This window comes from Bryocella sp., assembly GCF_058498515.1.
In genome coordinates this window covers 141,657-157,104 of record NZ_JBMHYI010000066.1, presented here as the reverse complement: position 1 = coordinate 157,104, position 15,448 = coordinate 141,657, and the positions used below count along the sequence as shown (strand labels likewise).

General features: G+C 63.2%; 12 protein-coding genes. 7 read left to right on the top strand and 5 right to left on the bottom strand.

Annotation, left to right across the window (positions count from 1 at the left end):
• Positions 1 to 28: 28 nt before the first annotated feature.
• From fusA to rpsL, 3 genes are all read right to left on the bottom strand, one after another.
• A complete protein-coding gene (gene fusA / locus AC5E6W_RS19720; RefSeq protein WP_491754049.1) occupies positions 29 to 2,125 on the bottom strand; it encodes an elongation factor G in 2,097 nt (698 codons plus the stop codon).
• A 117-nt stretch (positions 2,126 to 2,242) separates the two neighbouring features.
• A complete protein-coding gene (rpsG, locus tag AC5E6W_RS19715) occupies positions 2,243 to 2,713 on the bottom strand; it encodes a 30S ribosomal protein S7 (protein ID WP_491754048.1) in 471 nt (156 codons plus the stop codon).
• Positions 2,714 to 2,855: 142 nt separating this feature from the next.
• On the bottom strand, positions 2,856 to 3,242 hold the full coding sequence (gene rpsL, locus AC5E6W_RS19710; RefSeq protein ID WP_123489299.1) for a 30S ribosomal protein S12: 387 nt from the start codon (positions 3,240 to 3,242) through the stop codon (positions 2,856 to 2,858).
• Positions 3,243 to 3,904: 662 nt separating this feature from the next.
• On the opposite strand from rpsL, the gene AC5E6W_RS19705 reads away from it, so the two are divergent.
• The 4 genes from AC5E6W_RS19705 to AC5E6W_RS19690 all read left to right on the top strand — a co-directional run bounded on the left by AC5E6W_RS19705 (position 3,905) and on the right by AC5E6W_RS19690 (position 10,129).
• Positions 3,905 to 4,690 (top strand): GNAT family N-acetyltransferase, encoded by a 786-nt coding sequence (locus AC5E6W_RS19705; RefSeq protein WP_491754047.1) that lies wholly within the window; start codon positions 3,905 to 3,907, stop codon positions 4,688 to 4,690.
• Positions 4,691 to 4,738: 48 nt separating this feature from the next.
• A complete protein-coding gene (locus tag AC5E6W_RS19700) occupies positions 4,739 to 6,754 on the top strand; it encodes a S9 family peptidase (RefSeq protein ID WP_491754046.1) in 2,016 nt (671 codons plus the stop codon).
• 149 nt (positions 6,755 to 6,903) lie between these two features.
• The gene (locus AC5E6W_RS19695; RefSeq protein WP_491754045.1) at positions 6,904 to 7,587 is read left to right on the top strand and encodes a hypothetical protein; all 684 of its coding nucleotides are present in this window, start codon (positions 6,904 to 6,906) and stop codon (positions 7,585 to 7,587) included.
• 157 nt (positions 7,588 to 7,744) lie between these two features.
• Positions 7,745 to 10,129 carry a hypothetical protein gene (locus AC5E6W_RS19690; protein WP_491754044.1) on the top strand — a complete coding sequence of 795 codons (2,385 nt, stop codon included), beginning with the start codon at positions 7,745 to 7,747 and terminating at the stop codon, positions 10,127 to 10,129.
• A gap of 188 nt (positions 10,130 to 10,317) precedes the next feature.
• Here AC5E6W_RS19690 and nusB read toward each other — a convergent pair whose 3' ends face one another.
• Together nusB and ribH are read right to left on the bottom strand one after the other, a co-directional pair.
• Positions 10,318 to 10,743 (bottom strand): transcription antitermination factor NusB, encoded by a 426-nt coding sequence (nusB, locus tag AC5E6W_RS19685; protein ID WP_491754043.1) that lies wholly within the window; start codon positions 10,741 to 10,743, stop codon positions 10,318 to 10,320.
• Positions 10,743 to 11,633 carry a 6,7-dimethyl-8-ribityllumazine synthase gene (gene ribH, locus AC5E6W_RS19680; RefSeq protein WP_491754042.1) on the bottom strand — a complete coding sequence of 297 codons (891 nt, stop codon included), beginning with the start codon at positions 11,631 to 11,633 and terminating at the stop codon, positions 10,743 to 10,745. Before ribH ends, nusB begins: the two co-directional genes overlap by 1 nt.
• Before the next feature lie 124 nt (positions 11,634 to 11,757).
• Here ribH and AC5E6W_RS19675 point away from each other — a divergent pair, with 124 nt between their 5' ends.
• The 3 genes from AC5E6W_RS19675 (at position 11,758) to AC5E6W_RS19665 (ending at position 15,404) form a co-directional block, all read left to right on the top strand.
• Positions 11,758 to 12,291, top strand: coding sequence for a hypothetical protein (locus AC5E6W_RS19675; protein WP_491754041.1), 534 nt, complete (start codon positions 11,758 to 11,760; stop codon positions 12,289 to 12,291).
• Positions 12,292 to 13,809, top strand: a complete 1,518-nt coding sequence (gene mctP / locus AC5E6W_RS19670) for a monocarboxylate uptake permease MctP (RefSeq protein ID WP_491754040.1) — start codon at positions 12,292 to 12,294, stop codon at positions 13,807 to 13,809.
• Between the two features lie 194 nt (positions 13,810 to 14,003).
• The gene (locus tag AC5E6W_RS19665; RefSeq protein ID WP_491754039.1) at positions 14,004 to 15,404 is read left to right on the top strand and encodes an NADP-dependent isocitrate dehydrogenase; all 1,401 of its coding nucleotides are present in this window, start codon (positions 14,004 to 14,006) and stop codon (positions 15,402 to 15,404) included.
• Positions 15,405 to 15,448 lie beyond the last annotated feature (44 nt).

Below are 15,448 nucleotides of genomic sequence, written 5' to 3'. Positions count from 1 at the left end.
CGCAGCTTTGGGCAGATGCCCCGAGCCGCTACCTGCCGTCCTTGGCGCCGCCATTCTTGGCGATGACTTCCTCACTCACCGAGCGAGGCGCTTCCTCGTACTGCTTGAACTCCATGGAGAAGTTCGCACGACCCTGCGTGGAACCACGCATCGCCGTAGCATAGCCGAACATCGTGGACAACGGCACGGTCGCCTTGATGGCCTGAACACCACCCACCATCTCCATGCCTTCGATACGGCCGCGGCGAGAGTTGAGATCGCCGATGATCGTGCCCATGTACTCTTCGGGCACGGTCACTTCGACCGACATCACAGGCTCAAGAAGAACAGGCTTGGCCTTGCGGGCAGCTTCCTTGAACGCCATTGAGCCGGCGATCTTGAAGGCCATTTCGTTCGAATCGACGTCATGGTAGCTGCCGTCGTACAGCTCTACCTTGATGTCGACCATCTCGTAGCCGGCGAGCACGCCGCCCAGAAGCGCTTCCTGAATGCCCTGGTCGATCGGCTTGATGTACTCCTTCGGGATGGTGCCGCCCTTGATCACATTGACGAACTCGTAGCCCTTGCCGGGCTCGTTGGGCATAATGCGGATCTTGGCGTGGCCGTAGTTACCCGAACCACCCGTCTGACGGATGTACTTGCCTTCGGCTTCTGCTGTTCCGCGAATGGTCTCGCGGTAGTTCACCTGCGGCTTACCGACGTTGGCCTCGACCTTGTACTCGCGCATCATGCGGTCGACGATGATCTCAAGGTGCAGCTCGCCCATGCCGGCGATGATGGTCTGACCGTTCGTGATGTCCGTGCGGACCTTGAACGTCGGATCTTCCTGCGCGAGCTTGGCCAAGGCCATGCCCATCTTTTCCTGGTCGACCTTGGTCTTCGGCTCCACGGCAACTTCGATGACTGGCGCCGGGAAGTCGATGGACTCGAGCACGATCGGGGACTTCTCGGTGCAGATCGTATCGCCCGTGACGAGGTTCTTGAGACCGACGCAGGCGCAGATGTCGCCCGCGAGGATCTCGGTGATCTCTTCACGCTTATTGGCGTGCATCTTCAGCAGACGGCCGATGCGTTCCGTCTTGCCGGTGCGCGGATTGAGCACCGAATCGCCGGTCTTGAGCTGCCCCGAGTAGACACGGATGAAGATCAGCTGGCCGACGAACGGGTCGGTCATGATCTTGAAGCCCAGGGCCGCGAACGGCTCATTGTCATCCGCATGGCGGACCAGCTTGGCCTCGGTGTCGTACGGATCGATGCCTTCGATCGGAGGAACATCGAGCGGGCTCGGCAGGTACGCCACGACTGCGTCCAGCAGGGTCTGAATGCCCTTGTTCTTGAACGCCGTGCCGCACATCACCGGGAAGATGTTCATCGCGATGGTGGCCTTGCGGATCGCGCGCTTGAGTTCCTCGGCGGTGACGGTCTCACCCTCGAGGTACTTCATCATGACTTCTTCATCGGAGTCGGCGACAGCCTCAAGCAGCTGCTGATGCATCTCCTCGGCCTTTTCCTTCAGGTCGGCCGGGATCTCGACGACATCGTAGTGCGCGCCCATCTCCTCGTTGGTCCAGACGATACCCTTCATCTCGACGAGGTCGACGACGCCCTGGAACTTGGCTTCCTCGCCAATCGGCCAGTTGATGGGAACCGCACGCGCGCCGAGGCGCTGCACGATGGTCGAGGTCGCGTACTCGAAGTTCGCGCCCGCCTTGTCCATCTTGTTGATGAAGCAGATACGCGGAACCTTGTATTTGTTGGCCTGACGCCACACTGTCTCCGACTGGGGCTGAACGCCCTGCACGGAGTCGAAGCAGGCGACCGCGCCATCGAGCACGCGCAGCGAACGCTCCACCTCGGCCGTGAAGTCCACGTGGCCGGGGGTGTCGATGATGTTGATGCGGATGCCGTTCCAGGTGCAGGTGGTTGCGGCGGACGTGATGGTGATGCCGCGCTCCTGCTCCTGCTCCATCCAGTCCATGGTGGCGGTGCCCTCGTGCACCTCGCCGATACGGTGGTTGACACCCGTATAGAAGAGGATGCGCTCGGTCGTCGTCGTCTTGCCGGCGTCGATGTGAGCCATGATGCCGATGTTCCGACACTTATTCAGAGGTACTGTGCGAGCCACGGTAGTTCTTTCTGCAGGCCTACTGACCTGCGGTCAGGAGCTTTTAGCTGTTAGCTTCCAGCTCCTAGTTTTCGTCTGCCCGAGTCCTAGCTAAAAGCTAGGGGCTAGAGGCTGCTCTTACCAGCGATAGTGAGCGAACGCCTTGTTCGCCTCAGCCATGCGATGAACGTCTTCCTTCTTCTTCATCGCGGCGCCACGGCCGTTGGCCGCATCGAGCAGCTCGGCGGTGAGCTTTTCGACCATGCCCTTTTCGCCACGGGCGCGGCCGTAGCTCACGAGCCAGCGGATCGCGAGTGAGGTGCGGCGCTCCGGAGCGACTTCGATCGGCACCTGGTAGTTCGCACCGCCGACGCGGCGGCTCTTCACTTCGAGGGCCGGCTTGACGTTCTCAACGGCCTTCTTGAACAGCTTCAGGGCCTCCTCGCCGCCCTTCTTCTCGAGGTTCTCCATCGCCTCGTAGAAGATGGCCTGCGCGGTGGACTTCTTGCCACCCCACATCATGCTGTTGACAAACTTTGTGACCAGGGTCGACTGGTAGATCGGGTCCGCGGGGACCTCACGCTTGGCGATGTAGCCTTTTCTCGGCATTCTCTCTCTTCTTTCTTCTTCCCCCGGTGCGGTGACTTCTCACGCTGCCGGGCCTGAACTGCGTTGTACGTTGTTCGTCGTACGTTCTACGTGTCGAACGCCGGAACGGCGGCGCACAACGTAGAACGCGCGACGTAGAACTTTACTTGGCGGCAGCAGCCTTCGGACGCTTCGCGCCGTACTTGGAGCGGCTCTGCTTGCGGTTGGCGACGCCGACGGAGTCGAGCGTGCCGCGAACCACGTGGTAACGGACACCCGGGAGATCCTTCACACGGCCGCCGCGGATGAGCACGATCGAGTGCTCCTGCAGGTTGTGGCCGATGCCCGGGATGTAGGTGGTGACCTCGATGCCGTTGGTCAGGCGTACACGGGCGACCTTACGTAGCGCCGAGTTCGGCTTCTTCGGGGTCTGGGTGTAAACGCGGGTGCAGACGCCGCGGCGCTGGGGCGAACCCTGCAGAGCCGGCGAGGCAGTCTTGTAACGGGTGGGCGTGCGGCCCTGCTTGACGAGCTGGTGGAATGTAGGCACTTCGAAAAACCTCTCTCTTCTTGCAACACCGGCAGCTGCGTGGATCGCAACCTCCGGGCTTTCGACTTCTCCCTCGAACGCAACGCAGGGCAGCGCCTTCGCTCTTCTCCGCATTCATGCCGGCGTAACCTGACCGGCGCACACGCGAATGGCGGAGCTCGAGGCTGGTCTCCCAGCGGGTTGATCTCCCGTTTTCAGGGACGTGCGCAACCCAAGCTCCGGCGAAGTTCTGAATCCTGCACGCGGCCGTACTGCTCCCAAGCCGAACTGCCTGGGCGAATCCGCTTGCTGTTACTGCACAATCACTGCTCAGGCTTGAGACAGGCGACGGTGGCCGGTGTGGTCTCCCCTTCGTAAGCTTCTCGTACTTCACGAGAGGCCCGCCCAAAGAGACTGCCCAACTCCGTATCGCGCTGTTCCGGCCCCGCCGAGCCCTCTTGATATAGGTTCCGCCGGTGCAGACTCGCGGAAAGAGGGTGACGCAGGCTCTCAGACAGGTGGTTCCGCGAAACACACGGAACCCTCACACTCTATCAAGAGCCAGGGGCGGAGTCAAGAAATCGGGCACTCCAAATGGCCCAAAGGAGCCAGTGTTTCCCGCGATTTGCCTCACTTCCGGGGCAGCCGGATAGGGGCTGCGTCGCGCTTGCTATCGTCGTTCCATGCCTGCCGCCCCGTCCCAGCTCCCGCCCGAGGCCTCCGACGACCGGTTTGCCAACACCGCCCTGACGGCACTCCGCTCGACGCAGGTCCATCTGGCCGACCTTTCAGATTTTCCGAGCGAGCACATCCTCCGCTACCGTCCCGAGGTCTGCCCCTTCGTCTGCCTACTCGGCGACGCGGAGGCCGGGCTGACGGAGCTGGCCGGACGGATGCAGCCCGGTGAGATGGAGTGGGTGCTGCACCCCACCGCCGAGCCGCTTCTCCCGGACGCTTCTGCCTGGGCGGAGGTGCACGGCATGCGCCTGAGCGGCTTCGGCGGCGTGAGCCAGATGGTCTTCCCGGCCGACGCGCCGATCGCGGAAGACCCAGACTCAAATGACGCGGGCGAGATCGTTCCCATGCTCGGCCCTGATGCCGGGCAGGAGATGGTCGACCTCACGACGGTCGCCTTTCCCGGCTTCTTCCGCATCCGCACCAACGCCATGGGGCCTTACTTCGGCATCCGGCGCGAGGGCCGCTTGATCGCCATGGGCGGCGACCGCATGTGCTTCGACGAGTTCCGCGAGGTCTCCGGCATCTGCACGCTACCGGAGTACCGCGGGCAGGGGCTCGCCGGAGCCATCATCCGGCACATCCTGCGCGAGCATCGGGCGGCCGGCTTCCGCAGCTACCTCCATCTGTCGACGGCCAACATCGGAGCCCGGCGAATTTATGAGCAGCTGGGCTTTGTCTTTACGCGCGAGGTCTTCTGCACGCGGGTCATCAAGCCGTTGCCGAATAGCTGATATACCAAATCGCCCCACGAGCCGCCCATCGTTGGTAGGCTGGACGACATGATCCGCAGTGCACGTGCTCTCCTTTCTGTAGGCGCCCTGGCTTTTGCAGGCGTCCTCGCTGTGTTTCCCGTTAGCGCCCAGCGCCCGGGCCGGGTGCGTACCCCGGGCGCCGTTGCCATCTCCCCTGACGGCGCGCTGGTCGCCTGGACTCTTCGCGGGGCTGGAACCGAGGGGCTCCGCTCCGGCGGCCCGTCGACGCTGCATGTGAGCGTCGCCGCCAACTCCGCGAGCGACAAAACGATTGCCCCCGAAGGCAAAGGCTGCTCCGGGACTGACCCCGTCTGGTCGCCCGATGCGCAGACGCTGGCCTTCACCGGCAGCTGCCCTGCGGCTGACGGCAAGCGTGGGCAGGACGAGATCTATCTCTGGTCGCGCACGAGCGGCGAGGTGAAGCAGCTCACGCATGTGACCGGCATCTTCAAGCAGGCGACCTTCTCGCCGGATGGCAAGACACTGGCCTTCCTCTTCGTGAAGGACGCAACCCGCAGCGCGGGCGCTCTGGATGCGATGAAACCGTGGGCAGGTGTCATCGGTGAGGACAACCTGGAGATCCAGGGTCTTTACAGCGTCGATGTCGCGACCGGCGAGGGCAAGTGGATCGTCGCTCCTACGCCGCAGATGTACGTCTTCGAGTACGGCTGGGCGCCGGATTCGAAGACGGTCACCTTCATCGGCGCGGCTGCTCCCGGCGAGAACAACTGGTGGGTGGCGAAGCTCTACACCGGCACGACCGATGGCGCGATCCGCGTCGTCTTCGACCCGAACACCACGAAATCCGCGATGCACGGCCTGCAGATCGCCGTTCCCCGTTTCTCGCCCGACGGCACAAAGATCGCCTTTATCGGCGGGCTGATGAGCGACTTCGGTTCGAACGGCGGCGATGTCTGGGTGGTCAACGCCGACGGCAAGGGAGAACCCACGGATGTGACGCCGAAGATCGACGGCACGCCGACCTTTGAGGCATGGGTCTCCAATACGTCCATCGGCTTTGTCGAGGATCGTCGCGGCCACGTTGTGCTTCCCGACTACGACATCGCCACCCGCAAGGAGATTCCCGGATCGGCTGCCGATCTCGGCGAGGTATCACTGGCCGGTGGGCCACTGAAAAATGCGATCTCCTTCACCAACAAGGGCGTCTTCGCCTTCGTCAAGTCCGGCCTGACGGCTCCTCCCGAGGTCTTCGTCGGCTCGCTGGATAAGCTGCAACAGTTCACCCATCTGAACGATGGCGCCAAGCCTAACTCGCGCACCGAGTCCGTGGAGTGGGAGAACGAGGGCTTCCACATCCAGGGCTGGATCACCTACCCCAAGGACTACGACCCGGCGAAGAAGTACCCCATGATCGTCAGCGTGCACGGCGGTCCTTCGTCCTCCGTGGGAGCGCGCTGGAATGCAGCTTCGGAGTGGTCGGACGCGGGCTACTTCGAGTTCCAGCCCAACCCGCGCGGCAGCTATGGCCAGGGCGAGGCTTTTACCGCGGCCAACCGCAAGGATTTCGGCTACGGTGACCTGCGCGACATCCTCAAGGGCATGGACACGCTCGAGGCCAAGCTCCCGATCGACAGGAACCGTGAGGGCCTGACGGGCTGGAGCTATGGCGGGTTCATGACGATGTTCGCCATCACCCAGACGCATCGCTTCCGCGCGGCGGTGGCGGGCGCTGGCATCAGCAACTGGCAAAGCTACTACGGAGAGAACTCCATCGACCAGTGGATGGTGCCATTCTTCGGAGCCAGCGTGTATGACGATCCGGCGGTGTACGCCAAGAGCTCGGCGATCAACTTCGTGAAGAAGGTGACGACGCCGACGCTCATCATCGTGGGCGACCGCGACGGCGAGTGCCCGGCACCGCAGAGCTTCGAGCTGTGGCACGCGCTGCGGGCCGAAGGCGTGAAGACTCAGCTGGTGGTCTACCCGAACGAGGGACACGGCTTCCGAGACCCGGAGCACCTGCGCGACCGCACCGAACGCGAGCTGAAGTGGTTCGCCGAGAACATGCCTGCCGGCAACTGACCTGTCCTCCCAACCGAAGCACGATCCCGCGGGGCCAAAGTTTTCACTTTGGCCCCGCGCTCGTTGTGCAGTAGGCTGGCGAACATCCGGGCAAAGCGAGACACACAAGCAGCGGGATGTTCTTCCGCGTGCTCCCCGGAGGAGAACCCTTGACCTACCTCATCGATCGCGACGGCCAGCAGTACGGCCCCTACACGCTGGAACAGCTGCGCGGCTATGTCACCTCGGGCTCGATCCTGCCTACGGACATCGCCCGCCACACCGAAACCGGCGTCGCCACCACGGTCGCCGCGCTGCTGCAGGAAGAAAACGCGCGCTTCCCGCCGCCGGGGTACGTTCAGCCGGGCTACGGCTACGTCCGGCCGGAGCATGTGCCGATCGTGCCCCTGCCGCCCAACCTCCACTGGGCGGTGGTGCTGTTGATCAGCTTTGTGCTGAACCCTTTTGCGGCCGGTTGGTACGTCTACCAGATGGTCTGGGTCCGGAACCTCGACCGTGAGAACAAGGCCCTGCTCTACTTCGTCGCGGGGTTCGGGGTAGGTCTGGCGGGATGCCTGGCGGGCGGGCTGGCCATGGCATTCAACGAATCCGGGCACTTCCCGGTCCTCGGTCTCACCCTTTTCCTGTTCGCCAGCCTCGCCATGACCGTTCTGCACATTCTCTCGATCTTCGAGGTGCGGCGGTCCATGCTGGCCTACTACAACACTGTGGAGCCGATCGGCCTGCGCCTGTCCGGGGTCATGACGTTTTTCTTCAACGTCTTTTATTTTCAGCACCACATGTCGCGGATCGTGCTTTGGAAGCAGACCGGATACCTCAGCCCGCAGAATTGACTTCCCGGCGGGGGCCGACAAACCTCCCCCAGAGCGCAGGAAGGGGTACCCCGCCTTGCCGCTTCAACCGTCCAACCCCTAAACTGAAGACTCGGAGATTCAGCGGAATTGCGGTTTACCGCTCAGCGTGAGTTCCGGTTGAGCGGGGAGGTTCTTAGTGCGTTTGGTGGTTCATGCGACAGCGAGGCGGATTCTTGGCCTGGCGATTCTTCTGTTTCTTGCCGTGCCCTTTGGCATCTCGGTAACGGGTTGTGCAAAGAAGACGGCAACGGTGTATTGCAACGGCCTCAGCTCGGGTCCGGTCGTGGGACAGGTGGCCAGCATTACGCTGTCGCCCAGCCTCGCGACGACGGGCCTCTCGCTGAACTATGGCCAGATCGGCTCGGGACTCTCGGCGACCGCGACCGACTGCAAGGCCAACAGCGTCTCGGTCTCCAAGTACACCTACGCCTCGAGCAACCTGGCGGTGGTGGACATCAACCCTTCCGGCGGAGCGACCTGCGCGGGCACCTGGAACCGCAACACCGGTGGCGGCGTGGCGGATTACACCATCTGCACCCCACCGGCAACCGTCCCAAGCACCCACCTGGCGTACGTGACAGCGACTGCGGACGGCGCGAGTTCAAATGCCATTCCGGTGTTCGTGCATTCCACCGTCACGGCCGTGGAATTGGGCGGAGCCAGTACAGACTGCACCAACGATCCCGCCACGAACTGCACCTTCCCGGGTCTTCCCGCACCGACGACTTCGGCGACGCCGTATGACGAGAGCACCTGCGTCTCGCAGACCAAGACCGCGCAACTGATCGCGCGAGTCTTTGCCGGAACGACCAACATCACGGCGCAGGTCGGTCATCTCACGTTCTCGCCGCTGACCTCCTCCAGCGTCGGCACCATCGACGAGAACGGCGTCGTCACAGCAAATCAGCCGGGATCGACGGCGATTGCAGCCTCCATCGCGAACTCCTCGACGGCGTCCGCTGTCGGCTTCTTCTCCACTTGCCCGCCGGCCTCGATCGTGATGTCGATCCCAGGTGCAGCGGCCGGTACCTCCAGCATCAACGTATCGGTCAACACGACACAGTCGCTGAACACCGTCATCTTCGACAAGAATGGCCAGCAGCTCACCGGCGTCTCGCTGGAGTTCGAGTCGACGACGCCGCAGACCATCCCTGCCAGCTCCGGTTCCGCGACGCCTGCCTTCCCCGGTTCGGCGACCATCAATGCGGTCTGCATGCCCGGGACCTGCAACCCGTCCCCCTTCAGCCAGATCGGCTATTTAGGAAACGGCGCGCCGCTGACCTCCAACGGCATCACCATCAACACCACGGGCACCAGCGCGACCGTACTGTTCATCGGCAGCACGCAGTCGCAGTACCTATATCCGTACGACACCACCACAGGCGCGGCGAGCTCGCTGATCAAGCTGCAGTTCGTCCCCAACTCCATGGTGATGGACCTGGCCGGAACCACGATCTACCTGGGCAGCCCGCAGGGCATGATGGTCGTCTCGGCCAGCAGCCTCGCCCAGACCGCGGCGTATACCTCGCTGCAGGGAACGGTGCTGGCGGTCTCACCCGATGGTTCCACGGTCGTGGTCACGGACCCGAACCGCCAGACCGTCTCGCTGGTCACCGGATCGACAGGCGCGATTGTCACCAGCTACAACGGTGTGGGCACCAGCGCTGCCTGGACACCGGACAGCCAGATCGTCTATGTCACGACCACCACCGATACCCTGCTGAAGTACCAGAACTTCACCAACTGGCAGACGGATACAGCCAACGTGCCCTACTCGGCTGTAGCGGTGACAGTACCCGCGGTGGGAGCGTACTTCGCTGGTCAGAGCACCCCGGGGGTCGGTACGACCGACGGCCGCAGCTACTGCCCGTCGCAGAAAGCTTCGACCGGCACCGCACCGCCTTCGATCACCAATGATTTCATCCCGGTGGCCGACACGCAGCCCGGCGTGATCAATGATGTGCTGACCGCCACCACCGATGGCAAGCACATTCTGGGCGCTACGGCAGCTACGCCAGCGCGGATCAACGATCTCGCCATCACCAAATTGAATGCAAACACAGCCTGCCCGACGGCGGTGACTACTGGCTACTTCACCAGCACCAACACGCCACACAACCTCACCGGCCCGACGGTCACCTCGATCAACGGTGTAGTGGCTTCGCCGAACTCGTCGCTGGCTTTCGTCACCTACAACGGCTCGTCGGGCCTGCTGCCGGAGTACATCCCTTCCACCGGTGCGGTCTCCAACATCACGCTCGGCAACGGTGCGACGGCAGCGTCGGCGCCCGTCTCAGGCATCTTTTCGACCGACAACCTGACCTTCTGGACAGGAACTTCGAGCGACAACCAGGTGCACACCTTCTCGATCAGCGGCACCACGCCGACCGAGACCGGAGTCATCGTGCCGAAGCTGCCCTGCAGCGTTGGCAGCAACCTCTCGCCAACACCGGCCTGCACCAGCGGGACCTTCGTGATGCCCAACCTGCTCGCGCAGCATCCGAAGAAGACGCTGAACTAAAAGGCAGCAGAACAGCTGAGTAGCAGAACAGCAGAGTAGCAGAACAGCAGAATAGTAACGGCAAAACGGACCAGCCCAGGCTGGTCCGTTTGCTTTGCATACAACTCGCAGAAGAGGACGATCAAACCTGTTCTGCTGTTCTGCTGTTCTGCTGTTCTGCTGTTCTGCTGTTCTGCTGTTCTGCTGTTCTAGCGCGCGAGCCGTTTCTCCAGCAGATCCCGCCCGATGGCATCCAGCACTCCATTCAGGAAGTGAATGCTCTCCGGCGCGGCGAAGGAGCGTGCGATCTCCAACGTCTCATTGATGATCACGGCGGCGGGGGTCTTGGGGAAGCCCAGCATCTCGGCCGTGGCGGCGCGCAGCAGGCTGCGGTCGACCACCGGCATGCGCTCCAGCCGCCAGTTCTTGGCGTGCGCCTGGATGAGCTTGTCCACCTCGTCGATACGAGCCGCGGCGGTGCGGTGAATGTCGTCGGCGAAGCCGCGGGTGTCGTCATCGACATCGTCGCGCGATTCCCAGAAGAGCTTCTCGACCTGCTCGGGAGTCTGTTTGCCCAGGTCGCCCTGGAAGAGCATCTGCATCGCCAGCTCACGGGACTTTCTACGGGTTCCCATCAGGCTGTCTGCTCCGCGTGCTCGGGCTGGCGCGCGGCCAGCTTCTGTTGAATGCTGGCCATTTCGACGGCGGCAATTCCTGCTTCGAAGCCCTTGTTGCCAGCCTTGAGGCCGGCGCGATCCAGTGCCTGCTCCAGCGTCTCGCAGGTGAGCACCCCGAAGGCGTGCGGCACGCCGGTATCCTGCTGGCTCTGTCCGATGCCGCGCGAGACCTCGTTGTAGATCGCCTCGTAGTGCGCCGTCTCGCCGCGCAGCAGCACGCCCAGCGTGATGATGGCAGCGAAGCGTTTGGACTCGGCCAGCGTGCGCGCGGCGGAGGGGATCTCCCACGCGCCCGGCACACGGACGATCTCGATATCTTCCATCTTCGCGCCGGAACGCGTGAGCGCATCCAGCGAGCCTTGCAGCAGGCGATCGGTGATCACCGCATTCCAGCGCGCGACCACGATGGCCCACTTGCGGCCGGCGGCGGAGAGATCGCCCTCGATGGCGACAGGAACGCCGTGCAGCACGTTCTCCGACTGCCAGAAACCGACTTCCAGCTCCGCATCGAGCTTGACCGTGAACAGACGCGAGTTCCAGTGCGTCAGCTCGACCGCCGAAAGCTTTGCGGGAACCTCTTCCGTGCGGAAGCGACCCTGCAGCCAGGCCTCGACCGTGGCGTGCACCTGGTCCAGCTGCGTGGTTTCGATGAGCAGGCGGGGCACAGCCGGAGCCCGCCCCGTCACCAACTCAAGATTCGCCAGCGGCGCAAGAAATGCCGCGCCCCGGCCCGTACCGTCGTTCCAGTTCTTGCCGGGCTCGAAGCCCAGCGCGGACAATAGCTCGCCCAGCGCGTCGAAGGTCTCCAACGACGCGACCGGCGTGACCGCTGTAATTGCTTTAATCATGGCTCCTCGATTGTATCGTTCGCGATCCGTCGGAGGGACCTCTAACGGCGCAGCCGCCAACGCGAAGCGCTCCCCGCGAAGCGGCTAAGAGCGAAGCCGCGGCACCTCCTGCTATCCTTTCCCCGTGCGTTCCCGCTCTCTCTTCCTCCTGCTTTTTCCGGCCGTCCTGCTGGCCGGGTGCCACCGTCATCCGCCGTCGATCACCCAGCTCGAGCAGAAGAAGGCTGAGCAGCAGGCGCTGGCCAATGCACAGCGCTCCCAGGTAGAGCAGATTCCGCCACCCTCGAAGAACCGCTACATGAACATCCATACCTTCGACGAGTGGCAGAATCCCTACATCACCGTGCAGCCAGGAATGCTCGAGATCCACATCCTGCAGGCCGATGCGACGCCCGGGGTCTTCGGGTCGGGCGGCATGTTGCGGCCCGCCGGAGCGCGCCGCCAGGTGGTGATGATCGCGTTCGAGAAGCTCGGCGAGGCGGTGAGCTCCATCCCGCAGAACGCCTGGCCTTACGGGCGCGTGGTCGCCATCGAAGAGGCTCACCACACGCCCAAGACGGCCGAGCCGCTGGTCCGCCGCAACATGGAACAGGCCATCGCCACGCTGAACGACCTGGGCATCGAGGTCTACGACATCAACGAGGGCAGACTTCAATAGATGCCCATCCATCGCGTAGCTCTCGCAGTCTTCTGCCTGCTCTTCCTGCTCGTTACCGTGGCGGGATTCTGGGCAGCGCGCTGGCGGCGACCGGCGGCGGGGCTGCACTCGCTGGAGGAGTGGGGTCTGGCCGGGCGCAGCTTTGGGACGCTGATCACCTGGTTCCTCGTCGGCGGCGATCTCTACACCGCCTACACCGTTATCGCCGTTCCCGCGCTGATGTACGGTGGCGGAGCGAACGCGTTCTTCGCCGTTCCCTACGCGGTCATCGCGTACCCCTACATGATGCTGGTGCTGCCACGACTGTGGCGCGTCTGCCATCGGCATAGCTACGTCACCTTCGCGGACTTCGTGCACGGCCGCTATGGCAATCGCTGGCTGGCTGCGGCTATCGCGCTTACGGGAATCCTGGCGCTGATGCCCTACATCGCGCTGCAGCTGGTGGGCATGCGGGTGGTGTTTGAGGCGATGGGCCTGGGCGGTAGTGGCTGGAAGGGCGAGCTTCCGCTCATCATCGCCTTCGTCATCCTCGCGACGTATACGTACTCCAGCGGGCTGCGCGCGCCTGCGGTCATCGCCATCGTCAAGGACATCATGCTGTACGTGATGGTTCTTGCCGCGATCGTCATCATCCCCATCAAGCTGGGAGGCTACGCGCACATCTTCGCTGCCGCGCAGACGGCGCTGGCCGCACACAAAGCTTCTACACTGCTGCGGCCGCAGCAGTATCTCGGCTACTCCACGCTGGCGATTGGCAGCGCCATTGCGCTGATGCTCTACCCTCACACGGCTACCGCAGTGCTCAGCGCCAAGGATGAAAACGTGGTCCGCCGCAACGCCGCGCTGCTGCCGGCCTACAGCTTCCTGCTTGGCCTGATCGCGCTGCTGGGCTACATGGCGCTGGCTGCGGGCATCGTGACGAAGGACCCCAACGCCGTTGTTCCGCTGCTCTTCCTCAAGCTCTTCCCGGAGTGGTTTGCGGGCTTCTGCCTCGCGGCCATCGCGGTGGGCGCGCTGGTGCCGGCGGCGATCATGTCCATCGCGGCGGCGAACCTATTCACCCGCAACTTGCTCGGCTCGTTTTGGCACTCCGAACTCACCGACCGCGAGGAGTCATCCCTCGCCAAGATCGTGAGCCTGCTCGCGAAGTTTGGGGCGCTCTTGTTCGTCCTCAAGATGCCCATCACCTACGCCATCCAGCTGCAGTTGCTGGGCGGCATCTGGATGGTGCAGCTGCTGCCCTCGGTGGTCGTGGGCGCGTTCTCACGCTGGTTCCATCCCTGGGCGCTGTTCGCGGGCTGGGCGGCGGCGATGGTCACTGGCACGGCGATGGCTGCATCGCTAGGCTTCAAGAGCAGCATCTATCCACTGCATCTCTTCGGCCATACCTACGCGATGTACGCTGCGGTTCCTGCGCTGCTGCTGAACCTCGCGCTGTCCGCAGTGCTGACGCCGGTGCTCCGCGCGGCCAAGTTCGACAATGGCAGCGATGAGACGGTGGCGACGGACTATGCGTAGCTGGCGAACCACTGCGGGAACGCTGTCGCGCGATGATCGCGCGAGTGTGACGGGAATCATTGTCACCGCTTAAATCGCGGTGCTATGCTGCGCCCCAGGATTGACGCGGGTTTCCGCAATGCTGCGGAGCCTCGCGCTGCGCGGGCGCTCCACCAACCTTCCCGCCCGCGATCCCCGAAAGGCGAGGATTTTTCATGCAGACGAGCTACAACGGCATTCCCGTGCCCACCGACGGCGCCCCCATTCAGTACAGCGACGGCACGTACCAGGTACCCGATAACCCCATCATTCCCTTCATCGAAGGCGACGGCACCGGACGCGACATCTGGAAGGCTTCGCAGCGAGTTTTCGACGCCGCGGTCGCGAAGGCCTACGGCGGCAAGCGCAAGGTGGCGTGGTATGAGGTGCTGGCCGGCGAGAAGGCTTTTCGCCAGACGCAGAACTGGCTCCCGGACGACACTGTGAAGGCGACGGTGGACTTCCGCGTTTCCATCAAGGGACCTCTGACCACTCCGGTCGGCGGCGGCATCCGCTCGCTGAACGTGGCGCTGCGCCAGTTGATGGACCTGTACCAGTGCATCCGCCCGGTGAAGTACTACGCGGGTGTGCCCAGCCCGGTGAAGCATCCCGAGCTGGTCGACATCGTCATCTTCCGCGAGAACACCGAGGACATCTACGCGGGTATCGAGTTCAAGGAAGGCACGCCCGAGGCTGAGAAGTTCATCTACTTCGTCAACAACGAGATGCTGCAGGGCACCAAGAAGAAGGTGCGTCTCGACTCCGGCGTAGGCGTGAAACCAATCTCCATCACCGGCTCCAAGCGGCTGGTGCGGGCGGCCATCAAGCATGCGCTCGAGAACAAACTGAAGACCGTCACGCTGGTACACAAGGGCAACATCCAGAAGTTCACCGAGGGCGCCTTCCGCGACTGGGGCTACGAGGTCGCGACCCAGGAGTTCCGCGGCGATGTCATCACCGAGCGCGAGAGCTGGATCCTCGGCAACCTCGACGCCAAGCCCGGCCTGAGCGCTGAAGACAATGCCGCGATGATCGAGCCCGGCATCGACTTTGCTCCTAAGGAGTTCGGAGATTCCATCATCGCCGAGGTCAAGGATGTGGTCGCGAAGATCGGCGCCACGCACGGCAACGGCGTGTGGAAGTCGAAGATCCTCGTCAACGATCGCATTGCGGACTCAATCTTCCAGCAGATCATCATCCGGCCCAGCGACTACAGCGTGCTGGCAACGACCAACCTCAACGGCGACTACATCTCTGACGCCGCTGCCGCGCAGGTTGGCGGCCTGGGCATCGCGCCCGGAGCGAACGTCGGCGATGGCTACGCCGTGTTCGAGGCAACGCATGGAACGGCGCCAAAGTATGCCGACAAGGATGTCATCAATCCAGGCAGCGTGATTCTGAGCGGTGTGATGATGTTCGATTTCCTCGGCTGGAAAGAGGCCGCGCGCATGATCGAAAGCTCCATGGAGAAGACCATCCAGCAGAAGTACGTGACCTACGACTTCGAGCGCCAGATGCAGGGCGCGACGAAGGTGAAGACCAGCGAGTTCGCTACGCGGATGATCGAGAACATGTAGGACTGCAGTGGATAGTGAAGTAGTGAATAGTGAAGTAGAGCAAG